Here is a 14913-nt window from a genome sequence, read left to right as displayed (position 1 = left end):
CGAACGGCGGGCGCGTGCCTGACGTTCTCGCGGGCCGGGTCGGGAGGATTGGGCAAGAGTCCGGGAGGATCGGTCTTTCCGCGCGCCGGGCCCGGCGGTTGTCTGGGAGTAACACATCCCGTACGGAGCAACCGGACTCCGCAGGCCCAGGAGGCACCCCATGAACGTAGCCGTCGTCACCGGCGCCAGCTCAGGCATCGGGCAGAGCGCGGCCCTTCAGATCGCCCGGCGGGGCTCCGGCGTCATCCTGACGTACAGCTCCAACGAGCAAGGGGCCAAGGACACGGTCGCGCGGATCGAAGAGCGGGGCGGCACCGCCGTGGCCCTGCGCCTGGACCTCGCCGACAGCGCGGGATTCCCCGCCTTCCAGGCCGAGGTGGCTGACGTGTTGCGCCGGACCTTCGAGCGGGATTCCTTCGACCAGCTGGTCAACAACGCCGGATTCGCCGGCATGGCGATGATCGAGGACACCGTGGAGGAGGAGTTCGACCGGCTCACACGCGGCCTGTTCAAGGGCCCCTTCTTCCTCACCCAGGCCCTGCTGCCGCTCCTGGCCGACGGGGGCGCCGTCGTCAACGTCACCAGCAATTCCACCCTGCCCCAGGTGACCGCGCCGGGCTACTCCGTCTACGCGGCCCTCAAGGGGGCCGTGGTCGTGCTCACCCGCTACATGGCCAAGGAGTTCAGCGCGCGCGGCATCCGCGTGAACTCGGTCGCCCCTGGCGCGACCGTCACGCGTTTCGCCGGTGACGCCTTCGCCAAGAACCCGGAGATCATCCCGGAGCTGGCGAAGACGTTCGCTCTCGGGCGGGTCGGCGAGCCCGACGACGTCGGCATGGTCATCGCCACGCTGGTCTCCGAGGAGGGCCGGTGGATCACCGGCCAGGACATCGAGGTCTCCGGCGGCCAGAACCTCTGAGCCCGGCACGCTGCCGAGCGCCCGCGGGGGCGCTCCGCGCGAGACTGGGACCATGCTTCCGCTGGACGAGATGCGCGCTCTCCTGCTCCGGCAGGCGCGCGCCGACATGACCACGGCGATCGACGGGGTCCGCGCCTGCCGGTTCGACCGTACCGACGCTCCCGCGCCCGGCATGTCCGGGACCGTGCTCGCCGTGATCGCCCAGGGCCGCAAGCGTCTCGCGCTGGGCGAGCACCTCCACGAGTACGGGCCCGGCCAGTACCTCGTCGCCTCCGCCGACCTGCCCGTCACCGGGCACGTCCTCGACACCGGCGGGCCCACCCTCGGCTTCGGCATGACCCTCAGCCCCGCGGCCATCGCCGAGCTGCTCCTGGAAGCCGACCCCCACGACCTGCCGGCCCCCGCGGACACCGCCGTGCCCCCGGGCATCGCGGTCTCCACGGCCCCGCCCCCGCTGCTGGACGCCGTCGTGCGCCTGCTGCGGCTCCTGGACGAGCCGGCCGACCGCAAGATCCTCGCTCCGATGATCAAGCGCGAAATCCTCTGGCACCTCCTGCGCGGCGAGCAAGGAGGAACCATCCGTCAGCTGGGCCTCGCCGACAGCGGTCTGGCCCACATCAACCGCGCGGTGCGGCGGATCCGGGAGAACTACGCCGAGCCGTTCCGCGTCGAAGACCTCGCACAGATCGCGGGCATGAGCGTGTCCGCCTTCCATCGCAACTTCCAGACCGTGACCGGCATGAGCCCCATCCAGTTCCAGAAGCGCATCCGCCTCCAGGAGGCCCGGCTCCTGCTGGCCGGACGCCCGTCCGACGTCAGCGGTGTGGGCCTCCGGGTCGGCTACGACAGCCCGTCCCAGTTCAGCCGCGAATACCGCCGCCTGTTCGGCACACCGCCCAGCAAGGACACCACCCTGCGCGACCCCTCGGCGGAACACGCCGCCGCCTTGCCTTGAGGGCCCCCTGTCGGCTCTGCCGGCCCTGACAACCCTGCCGGCCCGCTGTGATCGGCCCCGGAGCGTGGTCTCAGCCTCCGGGGAGGCCGTCCAGCCGTACGTCCGGGTCCGTCGCCAGTCTGGCGTGTTGGTGGACGTCCTGGAACCGGTCCGTACGGCCGGAGGCGAACATCCCGTCCCGGATGGTGCCTTCGTACGGGTAACCGCAGCGCTCCGCGATCCGGCACGAGGCGTCGTGGCCCAGCGCGTGGCCCAGGTCGATCCGGTGCAGACCTGCCTCCTCGAACCCCCAGCGGCCGCACACGGCCAGCGCGCGGCCGGCGACCCCCTGGCCGCGGGCCTCCGGCAGCACCCAGTACCCCACACGCGCGCTGCGCATCCGCAGGTCGATCAGGGCCAGGCCGACGTGCCCGAGGATCCGCCCGTCCGCCGCGTCGGTCACGCAGAAGTGCGCCATCTCGCCGTTCTCCCGGCCCTCCGCGCGCTGGCGGATGTGCTCCGCCGCGCCGGCCTCGTCGGTGACGGGGACGAGCGGGGTGTTCCACCGCAGGAACTCGGGGTCGGTGTGGCCGCGCACCAGCGTGGCCTCGTCGCCCGTGCGCCACGGGCGCAGGCGCAGGCCGTGTCCGAGGACGTCGGCAGGTGCGGGGAGGCGGCGGCGGTCGTTGTATATGTCACGGTTCACCCGCCCATTCAACCTCTCCCTTCACGTGGCGGCGGCGACGGCCCTGACCGGTGAGGGACCGCACCAGCTCGTACGCGCCCCCGCTCACCACCCACTCCCCCTGCTCACCACCCACTCCCCCTGCTCACCACCCGCTCACCCCCGCTCACCACCCCGCGTGATCGATTCGCAACCGAACCCCGTCTTGACCGAGACCAAACAATTGGTGCCGCGATTACGCTCGGTACATGGCCGCCGACACCGACCCCAGCACCGACCTGCCCGTGTACGTCATCGGCGGTGGCCCGGGTGGGCTCGCCGTCGCCGCCGCCCTGCGCGAACGGGGCGTCCGTACCGTCGTACTGGAGAAGTCCGAGGCCGTCGCGGCCTCTTGGCGCCGCCACTACAGCCGGCTGCGTCTGCACACCACCCGGCGGAAGTCGGCGCTCCCGGGGCTCAAGATCCCGCGCTCGGCCGGGCGTTGGGTGGCGCGGGAGGACGTGGTCCGCTACCTGGAGGCGTACGCGGAACACCACGCGCTGGAGATCGTCACCGGAGTCGAGGTCACGCGCGTCGAGCGCGCCCCGGGCGGTGTCGGCTGGTTGCTGCACGCGACGGGCGGGCGGCAGCTGACCGGGCGCGGGGTCGTCGTGGCGACCGGCTACAACCACACGCCCAAGCTGCCCGACTGGCCCGGACGCGAGGCGTACGAAGGGGAGTTGCTGCACGCGGGCGAGTACCGCGACGCGGTGCCGTACGCGGGCAAGGACGTCCTGGTCGTCGGCGTCGGCAACACGGGCGCGGAGATCGCGGTCGACCTGGTCGAGGGGGGTGCGGCGCGGGTACGGCTCGCGGTGCGTACCGTCCCGCACATCGTGCGCCGCTCGACGCTGGGGTGGCCGGCGCAGTCGTCCGGCATCCTGGTCCGCCGTCTGCCGGCCCCGCTCGTGAACCCGCTCTCCGCGCTCCAGGCCCGGATCGCCCTCCCCGACCTGACGTCGAAGGGCCTGCCCCGGCCGGACACGGGCCTGCTGTCGCGGGCGCGCGAGGGCGCGATACCGGTGCAGGACGTGGGCCTGGTCGACGCGGTCCGCAAGGGCCGGGTGGAGCCGGTGGCGGCGGTGGAGTCCTTCGAGGAGGACAAGGTCGTCCTCGCGGACGGCACCCGGATCGCCCCGGACGTGGTGATAGCGGCGACGGGCTACCAGCGCGCCCTGGAGGGCCTGGTGGGCGACCTGGACATCCTCGACGCCCGCGGCCGCCCCCGCGTCCACGGCTCCCGCACCGCCCCCGACGCCCCCGGCCTCCACTTCACCGGCTTCACGAACCCGATCAGCGGAATGCTCCGCGAACTGTCCCGGGACGCGCGCCGGATAGCGAAGGCGCTGTCCCGGTAGGCGGCGCGGTCTCGCCAGGGTCGGGAGGCCCGCCACGATCGGGTGACCGGCCGACCGTTCCCTCGGACCGAGTGAGCGGCATCGTGGTACGAGGGCCTCTCCACCGAACTGCTCGCCACGAAGGGGGTGCTGCTGGGTGAGCCGCACACCACGCAGTTGGAGCGAGCTGAGGGCCGACGCGCTCACGCACCCCGAGCCCCGCGAGGCGTACGACGAAGCACGTATCGAGTACGAACTCGGTCTCGCTGTACGTGCGCGGCGCGAGGCACTTGGGACGCCCCAGGCGCAGCCGCGATCCGGCCCCTCACGGCCACCCCACCGCCGCCCCGCCCCCCAGCAGGACGGCGCACGCGACCGTGGCGAGTGAAACCTGCCCGAACATCCGCCCGTTGGACACGATCCGCCCCCGCTCGACGCCCCGGACGTAGACCCCGGCGGCCACCAGCGGCGGCACCGAGCCGCCCACCAGCCAGAGCCACGCCTCGCCGTACGGCACCCCGCGCTCCCCCAGGACGGCCGCGTACCCCGAGCCGAGAAGCACCAGCGCCCCCGCGCACCAGACCCACACGGGGCCGCGCGCCCAGCGGCCGGCGCACCAGCGGCCGAGCGTGAGGACGGGCAGGGTCAGCAGGGCGGTGTGGACCAGTGCCGTGAGCACCACGGCCACGGGAAAGAGCACCGCGAGGAGGAGGACCCCCAGGGCCGGATCGTCGTTCGCGTAGGGGCCGCCCCCGGGCATCACGATCCACAGCACGGTCGCCACCACCGCCTCCCCGCAGAAGGCGAGGACGGCGGCCTGGATGGCGGTGTCCGACCACCGGCGATACGGCAACACGCCCCGCACCCTACGCGCGGCGCGCCGCCGCTCTCACGCCACCGCCACCACCGGCTTGTCGGTAGGCGTGGGCGTACGGCGGATCACCAACGCCATCAGCGCCGCCGCCGCGCACAGCGCGCCCGACGCGTACCAGACCACGTCGTACGAGCCGAAGACGTCTCTCGCCACGCCGCCCGCGAAGGCGACGATCGCCGCGCCCATCTGGTGGGAGGCGAGGACCCAGCCGAAGACGATCGCGCTGTCCTCGCCGTAGTGCTCGCGGCACAGGGCGATCGTCGGCGGGACCGTGGCGACCCAGTCCAGGCCGTAGAAGATGATGAAGAACAGCATCGGCGGATGCACGCTCGGCGCCAGCAGCATCGGCAGGAACAGCAACGAGACGCCGCGCAGGGCGTAGTAGACGGCCAGCAGCCGCCGCGCCTCGAAGCGGTCGGTGAACCAGCCGGAGGCGATCGTGCCGATCACGTCGAAGACCCCGATGACCGCGAGCAGCGAGGCCGCCGCCGTGATCGGCATGCCGTGGTCGTGCGCCGCCGGTACGAAGTGGGTCTTGACCAGGCCGTTCGTCGAGGCACCACAGATCGCGAAGGTCCCGGCCAGCAGCCAGAACGGGCCGGTGCGGGCCGCCGACACCAGCACCTTGACCGCTCGCCGCGCCGCCCCCGGCACCGGCCCCGGCTTGGGTACGTAGGTCTCCGCGCCGTACGCCGCCAGCCCGACGTCCGCCGGGTGGTCCCGCAGCAGCAGCCAGACGAACGGGACCACCGCGATCGCGGAGAGCGAGACCGTGATCGAGGCCGGCCGCCAGCCGTGGTTCTCCACCAGCCAGGAGAGGAACGGCAGGAACACCAACTGCCCGGACGCGCCCGCCGCCGTGAGGATGCCGGTCACCAGTCCGCGCTTGGCGACGAACCAGCGGTTGGTGACGGTCGCCGCGAAGGCCAGCGCCATCGAGCCGCTGCCGAGACCGACCAGGACGCCCCAGAACAGGACCAGTTGCCAGGCCGCCGTCATCCAGACCGTGAGCAGCGCGCCGACCGAGATGATCGTCAGGGCGACGGCCACCACCCGGCGGATCCCGAAGCGGTCCATCAGCGCGGCGGCGAACGGCGCGGTCAGTCCGTACAGCGCCAGGTTGACCGAGACCGCGAACCCGATCGTGCCGCGCGACCAGTCGAACTCCTTGTGCAGCGGGTCGATCAGCAGTCCGGGCAGCGAGGCGAAGGCCGCGGCGCCGACGATCGTCACGAACGTGACGACGGCGACGAACCACGCCCGGTGGATCCGGCCCGGGGCGCGGGGAGCGCCGGTGGCCGTCGCCGGGGGCGCGGGAACGTCTTCCGCGGAACGTTCGGTTGTCTGTGTCACGTCAATCAGGATCTCGGAGGCCGGGAGCACGGGCGAGTGGCCCGACGGACACCATTCGCTAGGATCGGGCCATGGGAGTGGAGGAGAGGATGCGCTCGGTGATCGTCACGCCGCCCCTGGAGAAACGTCACTTCACACGCCTCAGCCCCCGCACCGGCCGCGCCGCCAGCAGCACCCCGCACACCCCCACGTTGATCACCGCCCCCGCGACCAGCACGTCCCGTACCCCGATCGACTCCGCCACCGGACCGGCCAGCGCCCGGCCCACCGCCAGCATGATGAGCGAGCCCGCCACGTCGTACGCGTGGAGGCGGTTGAGCGCCTCGTTCGGGATCTGCGTCTGTACGGTCGTCGACCACATCACCAGCCAGAACGCCAGCGAGACACCGCCCACGAAGAAGCCCCCGGCCAGCACGGGTACGGGGACGTCGTACGCGAGCACCAACACGTTCGGGATCACCCCGAACAGCGCGAACGTCCCCGCGAACAGCGGCCGGTTCGGCCGCAGCCGCATCGCGATCAGCGCGCCCACGACCTCGCCCGCGCCGTTGAAGGTCATCATCAGCCCGTACATCGCGGAGCTGTGCCGGCCGGTGACCACCACCGCCTCCAGCGGGGTGATCGGGCCGAGCACGGTGATCCCGTACACCGACCACACCGCGATGACCCCCCACAGCCAGGAGCGGGCCCGGAACTCCCGCCAGCCGCCGACGAGTTCGGAGAGCATCGACTCCCCCTTCACCGGCGCCATGGAGTCCATCCGGATGAAGAGGAAACAGATTCCGCTGATCCCGAAGGTCGCCGCGTTGACCCCGAAGATCATGCCGGGGCCGCCGAACCCGGCCAGCGCGCCCGCGATCGCGGGACCCGCCATCGCGGTCACCGACTCCGCGACCCGCAACACCGCGTTGCCGCGCTGCACATCGGGCGCCATCAGCGGCAGCATGCTGGCCACGCCGGGCTGGAAGACGGCGGCGCCCAGACCGTTGAGCGCGCTCAGCGCGTACACCAGCCAGAGCGGCGGCGCCCCGGTGGCGAACGCCCCGGCCAGGACCACCGTGCTGACCAGCCGCACCACGTCGGCGAGGACCATCATCCTTCGCGGGGTGAACCGGTCGGCCAGCACCCCGCCGACGATCACGAACCCGGCGAAACACACCATCCACGAGCCGAGCGCGAAGCTGACGGCCGAGGCGCCGTGCCCGGTGTCGAGCAGCCCCGCCGCGAGGGCGACGGGCACCATGCCGTCGCCGAAGCGGGCGACGGTACGGGCGAGGAAGAAGAGCCGGAAGTTACGGTTCCAGAGCGTGGCCCCCGGGTGGTTGTCCGGGCGGTCGTCCGGCGGAGCCGGCAGCGGTTCGGGGGAGGCCTGGGCCGTTATGTGCTTGTGGGTCACAGAAGGGACAGATATCAAGGAACTGGTCTGGACCACCAGGGGGTATCCAGCACGCGGACCGCGGCACGGCGACCGACGGCGCCCCGTACATCGATCGGACAGCGACCCGACAGGAGAGAGCGCCATGCAGGACCGACCGCCCCACCGCGTCGTCGTACTCGCCCTCGAAGGGCTGCTCCCCTTCGAACTCGGCATCCCCCACCGGATCTTCGGCCGCCCGACCGACGCCGGGGGCAGGCCGCTGTACGAGGTCGTCACGTGCTCGGTCCTGCCTCCGGGCCCCGTACGTACCGATTCGGATTTCTCGATCCTCGTCGAGAGCGGGCCCGAGGCGCTCGCCACCGCCGACACCGTGATCATCCCGGCCTCCTACGAGCTGGGCCCCGTCTACGACGAGGGCCGGCTCACCGACGAGCTGTCCGCCGCCTTCGCCCACCTGCGGCCCGGCACCCGGCTGGTCTCCATCTGCACGGGCAGCTTCGTGCTGGCGGCGGCCGGATTCCTCGACGGCCGCCCCGCCACCACCCACTGGTCCTCCGCCGCCCACTTCCAGCGGCTCTTCCCCCAGGTGAAGGTGGACGCGGACGTCCTGTTCGTCGACGACGGGGACGTCCTGACCTCGGCCGGGGTCGCCGCGGGGATCGATCTCTGCCTGCACATCGTGCGGCGCGACCACGGCACGGCGGTCGCCAACGAGGTGGCGCGCCGGACGGTCGTCCCCCCGCACCGGGACGGCGGCCAGGCCCAGTACATCGAACGCCCCCTCCCCGAGCCGCAGTTGGCGACCACCACCGGGGCGAGGACCTGGGCGCTGGTCCGCCTCCACGAACCGATCCAGCTCCGGGACATGGCGGAGCAACAGTCCATGTCCGTACGGACGTTCACGCGCCGCTTCCGTGAGGAGACGGGGATCAGCCCGGGGCAGTGGCTGGTGCGGCAGCGGGTCGAACTGGCCCGGCACCTCCTGGAGTCGACGGATCTCTCCGTCGACCAGGTGGCACGGGACGCGGGGTTCGGTACGGCGCAGTCGATGCGCCAGCACCTCCAGTCGGCGCTGGGTGTCGCGCCGACGGTCTACCGCCGTACGTTCCGGGCGGGAGCGGTACCCAGCAGGTGACCCGGGCGCTCCCGGCGCCGAAACCACAGGCCCAGTGCCTCACGCCGTACGGGTCACGGCCCTCGCCGACCGGTAGGCGGGAGCGGGCGCCGGGGACGCCGGGACCTTCGACGGGGGAGGCGGGGAGAGAGGCGCCGGCGGCCTGGGAGGCCGGGACGCGGCGGCCGGGGGCACCGGAGTGGCCTCGGACGCGCGGGCCGCGCGGGGCGGTTCGGGTGTACCCGTCCCTGCCCCCGTACCCGCTGCCGTGTCCGTGCCCGAACCCGTCGCGGACCGCGGCGTGGGCGTACATCGGTCCACTTCGCACCAGATGCGCTTGCCCGCCCCCTCCGGCTGCCATCCCCAGCGGTCGGCGAGTCCGTCCACCAGCTCAAGACCGCGGCCGTTGGTGGCCTCGCTGTTCGCGTGGCGCGGGCGCGGCGGGCAGGCGCTGGAGTCCGCGACCTCCACCCGTACCGTCCCGGCCTCCGCCGCGCCCGAGCCGAAGAGCATCCGCAGCACGGCCGGACAGCCCGTGTGCACCACCGCGTTGGTCACCAGCTCGGAGATGAGCAGGATCAGCGTCTCCGCGACCGGCTCGTCCTCCTCCATCCCGGAACCCACGAGCCGCGACCGGGCCCACCGACGGGCCCGCCCCACCTCCGCGGGATCGGGCCCAACCTCCAACTGAACCAGAAGCACCTGCACCGCTCACACCATCCGAACCGGCGGACACATCGCCTCGCGCGTCGACAAGGTCCTCAACAAGGTCACAGAACGTGATTCCCTTGCGACACAGCATGGTTGACGTACAGTCACCGCAACAAGCGCTTCGGGCATATTCCAGCGCGAAGGAGTACGCGTGGTGCATACTGTGCGACGCACGTCACGGGGAGTCGAACACGGGCGCGCACGGCGCCCTGACGGCGTGCGAGCGGCGCACATTCGGGCTTCCGGCGCCGCCGTACCGGCAACACCGTGACCCTCGCGCCTCAGGACCTCTCGCACCCGAGCGAGCGTACCGGAGCACCCGCGCGACTCCGGGCCGTGACGGCCCGCCGTAAGGACACAACCCGGTATCGACCTCGGAGCGCGGGCGGTCACCACACACGGTGACACAAAAGAGTGCTGAGGCCAGAGCTTTCGGGCGCGGTGTCAGAGCCCTGGGCCCGGTGCCAGAGCCGTCAGACCCGTCAGAGCCTTCGGGCGCAGTGGGGGCCGGATGAGCGGCCGGCCCCGGCACTGTCAGGGCTCGGGCGTGACGTAGTACGCGGCGAAGCCGGTGAGGATCTCGTCCTCCTGGATCCGGCCGTCGCCGTCCGCGTCGAGGGCCGCGGCCGCCAGCGCGGCGGCGTCCGGGTCGACACCGAGGACGCGCAGCGCGCGCTCGGCCGCCGCCGGGGTGACGCCGTCACCGTCCTCGTCGGCCACGGCGATCGCCGCGTGCAGGAACGGCCGGGCGATCTCGGCGAACCGCTGCGGGCTGTCGCGCAGCCGCTTCACCGCGCCGGTGAGGAACTCCTGCTTGCTGACACGCTGGTCGCCGTCGACGTCCGCGATGCCCGCCATGCCCTGCCAGAACGCCTCGGCGCCGCTGTAGAGCGCCTGTCCCTTGTCGGAACGCGCCGTCACGCCGAACTCGGCGAGCAGGTGCGCCGCGGCGCCGCTGAAGTCCTCGCGGTCGATGAAACCGTTGCCGTCCTGGTCGAACGCCGCGAACCGGCGGGCGATCTTGCCCTCGTACTCTGTGCTGTCCATGGCGGGAGCGTACGACGACGGACCGCCGTCGTGTGGGGGGTCAGGCGGACAGCGGCCTGACCCCGTCCTCCACGGCGCTCGTCACATCGGGATAGATCTGGAACAGACGCCGGACACCGAGGGCCGCGAGGACCCGGTTGACATGGGATCCGTCCTCCGCGCCCCGGGCCGGCAGGACGATGCGCAGGCCGCCCCCGCAGGAGCGGATCAGCCGGCGGGCCGCGATGAGTACGCCGACCCCGCTGGAATCGCAGAAGAAGACCTGCGAGAGGTCGAGCACCAGGGTGTGACGGCCCGCCGCGACGGCGTCATGGACCCGCTGGCGGATCTCTGGGGAGGTGATGAGGTCCAGCTCGCCTGTGATGCAGAACACGGTCCACGGTCCCCGCTCGGTCTCGTCCACCTTGAGCGTCACGTGCCCGAACCCCTCTCTTCAGTTTGTGGGGGATTCCGGGGCTCTCCTCCAGCTCCCCCATGGACTGGGGCGTTTCCCCACCTGTCCTCCGCCAAACGCGACCCGCGAAGAGTGGCGTGATTCCGACCCCACCCGGCCGAAGAGGGGCGCACTTGACGCAAAGGGGCGTGCGTTGTCGGTCCCGCCGACTACATTCGAAGAGGCAGCGGGCTGCCGCGTCATGGGGGACAGTGACACGGAAGCGGAAGAAGAGAAGCGGGCGGAAGCGGGGCAGAGGCAGAGGCACGGCCGTCAGGCCGAGGACAGGGGTGGGGGTCGCATGGCGAAGGAGACACCGCCCCGCTGGGACCGCAGGATGCAGCAGCGGCTCTCGCGGGGCGAGGCCGCCGCGCTCGGCGAGCTGTACGACCGGTTCGCGTCGCTGGTGCACAGCCTCGCCCACCGCGTGCTGGACGACGACGCGGACGCGGACCGCGTCACCCGCGAGGTCTTCGGGCACGTGTGGGAGAACCCGGACGCGTACGACCCCCGGCAGGGCTCCCTGCGGTCGTGGGTGGCCAGGCTGGCCCGGCAGAAGGCCGTGGAGCGGCTCCGGCAGACCGAGTCCGCCGCGTACGAAGCGGCCGGTGAGGACACGGCGGAGGGGCTCGCGGAGCTGGAGCTCAAGGTGCGCCGGGCCGCCGCGGCGGCCCGCGCGGACTACATAGTCAGCTCGATGCCCACGTCCTTGCGGGCCGCGCTGGAACTGGCTTATTTCCAGCGCAGGGACTACCGCCAGACCGCGGCTGACCTCGGTGTCACGGAGGACGAGGCCCGCCGCCGGCTGAGGCTGGGACTGCAACTGCTCTCCACGGCCAACACCCAAGCGCTGGAGGGCTTCTCGCCTCCGGGGAACGGACGCTCCCTGTGACCGGCCCGCTGGACGGCGATCCCGACGACGGGCGGGCCGGGCCCGACGAGCCGGGTGGCCGCCGGAGGCGCTTGCCCTGGCTGCCGGGTCCGCGCGCGGCCCCCGACGACCTGGAGCCGGGGCCGATGACCCGGCCTGCCCGGCCGGCGCGGCCCGCCACGCCCGCCGAGCCCGCGCTGCCCACCGAGCCCGCGCTGCCCGATCTGTCCACCCTGCCCGCGACCCCGGAACTGTCCGAGCCTGCCGGCACACCCCCTTCCGACCGGGGCGGCAAACGGCAGAAGGGGCTGTCGCACAAGGTGCTCAAGTCGCTCCTCGGCGCCTGGGCCCTGTCCGCCTGCTCCGCCGAGGAGACCGACCTGGTCGAGGCGCACCTCACCGAATGCGCCCCCTGCGCCGACGAGGCCCTGCGGCTGAGAGACGCCGTCGGACTGCTCCAGGACGACCGCAGCCTGGATCTCGACCCGATGCTCCGCTCCCGGGTGCTGGAGAACTGTCTCGGCCGCCGCCCCGCCCGTATCCCCGTGCCCGGCTGGGCCGCCTCGTACGACGCCGAGACCGCCCGGCTCGACGCGCTGCTGCGGGACTTCGGCGACGAGGAGTGGCGCGCGCCGGTGACGCTCAAGTGGTTCCAGGACGAGCGGACCGCGTCGCGCGAGACGACCGTCGCCGGGGTCATCGGCCATCTGTTGGCCGTGGACGGCCTGGTGTCCGCCGCCCTCGGCCTGGACGACCCGCTCGCGGCCCCGCTCGGCGAATCGCTCGGCGCCGCGGTGCCCGTGGCACCGGCGGACCGTACGGCGCGCTTCTGGCGCGACTCCGCGTTCCCGCCCACCCGTACCGTCCGGGGTCCCTGGCGCGAGCAGAGCCACACCCTCATCCGCACGGTGTCGTTCGCCGGGCGCGGGGCCGCCGAACTGTCCGTGTCGTACGGGGACTTCGCGCTGCCCCTGCGTGACGCGCTGCTCGACCGCGCCTTCGAGTGCTGGATGCACGGCGGGGACATCGCGGAGGCCGTGGACTATCCGTACGCCCCGCCCTCGGGACCCCATCTGCACCGGATGGTCGACCTGGCGGCCCGGCTGCTGCCCGCCGCCCTCGCCGCCCGCCGCCGGGGCGGTCTCGCCTCGCCCGCCCAGGGGTTGGTGACGCCGGGCGCTCCCGGCCGGTCGCTGCACCTGGAGGTCGAGGGCCCGGGCGGCGGGGACTGGTACATCCCGCTCGACTCCCCCGCCGCCGTCGGCTCCCGCGAACTCGCCGTGGCCCAGATCGCCCTGGACGGCGTGGAGTTCTGCCAGCTGGTGGCGGGCCACGTGTCGCCGGAGGAAGCGGCGGCCGGGCAGGACGGCGACCGCGAGGCGATCAGGGACGTTCTGCTCGCGGCGGCGGCGATGAGCCGTATCTGAGGGTGTCCGTCGCGCTTACTGATGTCCTCAAACGCCGGACGGGCTTGTTTTGACCTCTGCCCGGTGCGCGGGCGCGGCTTACCGATGTCCTCAAACGCCGGACGGGCTTGAATTGCCCCGGTGCGGGTCAAGGATGTCCTCAAGCGCCGGACGGGCTTAAAGACCCGGAGCGGGCCGGGTTGTTTTGGCCCGGCCCCCGGCAACCGACCCGCGCACAAAAAGCCGGCCCGCAGCGGGCACAACCAAGCCCGTCCGGCGATTGAGGACAAAAGCCCGGCCGCCAGGCCGCCACGAACGGCTCAGGCGAAGACGACCGTACGGTGCCCGTTCAGCAGGATCCGGTGCTCCGCGTGCCACTTCACCGCCCGCGCCAGCGCCTGGCACTCCACATCGCGGCCGATCGCCACCAGTTGCTCCGGTGTCACCCCGTGGCCGACACGCTCGACCTCCTGCTCGATGATCGGGCCCTCGTCCAGCTCCGCCGTCACGTAGTGCGCGGTCGCGCCGATCAGCTTCACCCCGCGCGCGTGCGCCTGGTGGTAGGGCTTCGCGCCCTTGAAGCTCGGCAGGAAGGAGTGGTGGATGTTGATGATCCGGCCGTTCAGCTGCTTGCAGAGGTCGTCCGAGATGACCTGCATGTAGCGCGCCAGCACCACCAGCTCGACCTCCTCCGCACGCACCAGCTCCAGCAGCTCGGCTTCCGCCCCCGCCTTGGTGTCGGCGGTCACCGGGATGTGGTGGAAGGGGATGTCGTACGAGGCGACCAGCTCGGCGAAGTCGGCGTGGTTCGAGACCACCGCGGCGATGTCCACCGGGAGCGCGCCGGTCCTGGACCGGAAGAGCAGGTCGTTCAGGCAGTGCCCGAACTTGCTGACGAGCAGCACGATCCGCATCCGCTGGTCGGCGTTGTGGATCTCCCAGTCCATCCGGAACGCGTCGCCCACGGCGGCGAAGCTCGCCCGCAGCTTCTCCAGGGTGGTCACCGGCGTCTCCGCCGAGAAGTGGACCCGCATGAAGAAGAGACCCGTGTCGTGGTCCCCGAACTGCTGGCTGTCCTCGATGTTGCAGCCGGTGATGAAGAGGTAGCTCGACACGGCGTGCACGATCCCCTGCTTGTCCGGGCAGGACAGCGTGAGGACGTACTGCTGCGTTCGCGAGGGGGTGGTCATGACGTCAGAGGATCCCACATCCTCCGGGCACGGGCCGGTTTCCGCCAGAACGTGGACAACACGCGGAAGAGCCCGGGCCGGACGGCCCTACGCGCTGCGCGTCATGATCCGCAGCACGTCGAGCGACCGCGGCAGCTCGTCCGGGTCGTCCCCGTCGCTCGCCGCCAGCCGTACGTGCGCCTCGCGGGCCGCCCGTACCGCCTCCGGCCACCCGTGGTGCTCCAGATAGGCCGAGACGGGTGCGTCCGCGCCCACCTGGTGCATGATGCGCAGCACCCGCAGCACGGCGAGATCGACCAGCGCGGCCTCTCCGGAGTCGCGGAATATGGTGCCGACGTATTTCTCGGCGGACCAGTTGTCCAGCCAGGTGTCCTCGACCAGCCGGTAGACGGCGTCGGTGACGTCACCGAACCCCTCGCGGCCCGGCAGCCAGTACTCCTGGTGGAACACGGGATCGGAAAGCATATGCAGCGCCGAGCGCACATTGGTGCGCCAGCGCCACCACGGCATGTCATTGAGCGGCATGCCGCCCATGGTGGGGGAGCGACGGGCAGGACGGGAAGAGTTCTCGGAACCTTGCTGCACGGTCGTTGATCGTACGTTCCGTCCGGAGACGGAGTTC

The 14913-nt window shown here is 72.1% G+C and carries 15 protein-coding genes; 6 read left to right on the top strand and 9 right to left on the bottom strand.

What is annotated here, in order from left to right; genetic code table 11:
- Window positions 1-160: 160 nt before the first annotated feature.
- Window positions 161-919: an SDR family NAD(P)-dependent oxidoreductase gene (locus ACIO1C_RS19910; protein WP_401865299.1), complete on the top strand. Its 759-nt coding sequence runs from the start codon at window positions 161-163 to the stop codon at window positions 917-919.
- A gap of 52 nt (window positions 920-971) precedes the next feature.
- Entirely contained in the window at window positions 972-1874 is a 903-nt protein-coding gene (locus tag ACIO1C_RS19905) for an AraC family transcriptional regulator N-terminal domain-containing protein (RefSeq protein ID WP_401865296.1), read from the top strand.
- A 70-nt stretch (window positions 1875-1944) separates the two neighbouring features.
- Here the strand turns inward: ACIO1C_RS19905 and ACIO1C_RS19900 are convergent, their stop codons facing one another.
- The gene (locus ACIO1C_RS19900; protein WP_401865293.1) at window positions 1945-2559 is read right to left on the bottom strand and encodes a GNAT family N-acetyltransferase; all 615 of its coding nucleotides are present in this window, start codon (window positions 2557-2559) and stop codon (window positions 1945-1947) included.
- 227 nt (window positions 2560-2786) lie between these two features.
- On the opposite strand from ACIO1C_RS19900, the gene ACIO1C_RS19895 reads away from it, so the two are divergent.
- Window positions 2787-3935, top strand: coding sequence for a flavin-containing monooxygenase (locus tag ACIO1C_RS19895; RefSeq protein WP_401865291.1), 1149 nt, complete (start codon window positions 2787-2789; stop codon window positions 3933-3935).
- 304 nt (window positions 3936-4239) lie between these two features.
- Here ACIO1C_RS19895 and ACIO1C_RS19890 read toward each other — a convergent pair whose 3' ends face one another.
- From ACIO1C_RS19890 to ACIO1C_RS19880, 3 genes are all read right to left on the bottom strand, one after another.
- Window positions 4240-4770, bottom strand: coding sequence for a hypothetical protein (locus ACIO1C_RS19890; protein ID WP_401865288.1), 531 nt, complete (start codon window positions 4768-4770; stop codon window positions 4240-4242).
- Window positions 4771-4803: 33 nt separating this feature from the next.
- Window positions 4804-6141 carry an MFS transporter gene (locus tag ACIO1C_RS19885; RefSeq protein WP_401865285.1) on the bottom strand — a complete coding sequence of 446 codons (1338 nt, stop codon included), beginning with the start codon at window positions 6139-6141 and terminating at the stop codon, window positions 4804-4806.
- A 127-nt stretch (window positions 6142-6268) separates the two neighbouring features.
- Entirely contained in the window at window positions 6269-7537 is a 1269-nt protein-coding gene (locus ACIO1C_RS19880) for an MFS transporter (protein WP_401865283.1), read from the bottom strand.
- Between the two features lie 124 nt (window positions 7538-7661).
- Here ACIO1C_RS19880 and ACIO1C_RS19875 point away from each other — a divergent pair, with 124 nt between their 5' ends.
- A complete protein-coding gene (locus ACIO1C_RS19875; RefSeq protein WP_401865281.1) occupies window positions 7662-8654 on the top strand; it encodes a GlxA family transcriptional regulator in 993 nt (330 codons plus the stop codon).
- Window positions 8655-8693: 39 nt separating this feature from the next.
- Here ACIO1C_RS19875 and ACIO1C_RS19870 read toward each other — a convergent pair whose 3' ends face one another.
- The 3 genes from ACIO1C_RS19870 to ACIO1C_RS19860 all read right to left on the bottom strand — a co-directional run bounded on the left by ACIO1C_RS19870 (window position 8694) and on the right by ACIO1C_RS19860 (window position 10806).
- A complete protein-coding gene (locus ACIO1C_RS19870; protein ID WP_401865278.1) occupies window positions 8694-9341 on the bottom strand; it encodes an ATP-binding protein in 648 nt (215 codons plus the stop codon).
- A 537-nt stretch (window positions 9342-9878) separates the two neighbouring features.
- On the bottom strand, window positions 9879-10391 hold the full coding sequence (locus tag ACIO1C_RS19865) for an EF-hand domain-containing protein (protein WP_401865276.1): 513 nt from the start codon (window positions 10389-10391) through the stop codon (window positions 9879-9881).
- A gap of 40 nt (window positions 10392-10431) precedes the next feature.
- Window positions 10432-10806, bottom strand: coding sequence for an STAS domain-containing protein (locus ACIO1C_RS19860; RefSeq protein ID WP_401865273.1), 375 nt, complete (start codon window positions 10804-10806; stop codon window positions 10432-10434).
- A 319-nt stretch (window positions 10807-11125) separates the two neighbouring features.
- On the opposite strand from ACIO1C_RS19860, the gene ACIO1C_RS19855 reads away from it, so the two are divergent.
- Both ACIO1C_RS19855 and ACIO1C_RS19850 read left to right on the top strand, forming a co-directional pair.
- A complete protein-coding gene (locus ACIO1C_RS19855) occupies window positions 11126-11716 on the top strand; it encodes a sigma-70 family RNA polymerase sigma factor (RefSeq protein WP_401865270.1) in 591 nt (196 codons plus the stop codon).
- Window positions 11713-13122 (top strand): zf-HC2 domain-containing protein, encoded by a 1410-nt coding sequence (locus ACIO1C_RS19850; RefSeq protein WP_401865267.1) that lies wholly within the window; start codon window positions 11713-11715, stop codon window positions 13120-13122. Before ACIO1C_RS19855 ends, ACIO1C_RS19850 begins: the two co-directional genes overlap by 4 nt.
- A gap of 299 nt (window positions 13123-13421) precedes the next feature.
- Here ACIO1C_RS19850 and purU read toward each other — a convergent pair whose 3' ends face one another.
- Window positions 13422-14291 (bottom strand): formyltetrahydrofolate deformylase, encoded by an 870-nt coding sequence (gene purU / locus ACIO1C_RS19845; RefSeq protein ID WP_401865264.1) that lies wholly within the window; start codon window positions 14289-14291, stop codon window positions 13422-13424.
- Between the two features lie 87 nt (window positions 14292-14378).
- Window positions 14379-14825, bottom strand: coding sequence for a hypothetical protein (locus ACIO1C_RS19840; RefSeq protein ID WP_327238648.1), 447 nt, complete (start codon window positions 14823-14825; stop codon window positions 14379-14381).
- Window positions 14826-14913 lie beyond the last annotated feature (88 nt).

The organism is Streptomyces sp. NPDC087420 (assembly GCF_044744165.1).
Taxonomy (GTDB): domain Bacteria; phylum Actinomycetota; class Actinomycetes; order Streptomycetales; family Streptomycetaceae; genus Streptomyces.
Note: the sequence above shows the minus strand (reverse complement) of the source record. Positions and strands in the feature narration are given on the sequence as shown.

Excerpts from the sequence above, each read along its gene's own strand:
- ACIO1C_RS19910 (WP_401865299.1), top strand. The coding sequence starts at position 161 with ATGAACGTAGCCGTCGTCACCGGCGCCAGCTCAGGCATCGGGCAGAGC.
- ACIO1C_RS19905 (WP_401865296.1), top strand. The coding sequence starts at position 972 with ATGCTTCCGCTGGACGAGATGCGCGCTCTCCTGCTCCGGCAGGCGCGC.
- ACIO1C_RS19895 (WP_401865291.1), top strand. The coding sequence starts at position 2,787 with ATGGCCGCCGACACCGACCCCAGCACCGACCTGCCCGTGTACGTCATC.
- ACIO1C_RS19875 (WP_401865281.1), top strand. The coding sequence starts at position 7,662 with ATGCAGGACCGACCGCCCCACCGCGTCGTCGTACTCGCCCTCGAAGGG.
- ACIO1C_RS19865 (WP_401865276.1), bottom strand. The coding sequence starts at position 10,391 with ATGGACAGCACAGAGTACGAGGGCAAGATCGCCCGCCGGTTCGCGGCG.
- ACIO1C_RS19855 (WP_401865270.1), top strand. The coding sequence starts at position 11,126 with ATGGCGAAGGAGACACCGCCCCGCTGGGACCGCAGGATGCAGCAGCGG.
- purU (WP_401865264.1), bottom strand. The coding sequence starts at position 14,291 with ATGACCACCCCCTCGCGAACGCAGCAGTACGTCCTCACGCTGTCCTGC.
- ACIO1C_RS19840 (WP_327238648.1), bottom strand. The coding sequence starts at position 14,825 with ATGGGCGGCATGCCGCTCAATGACATGCCGTGGTGGCGCTGGCGCACC.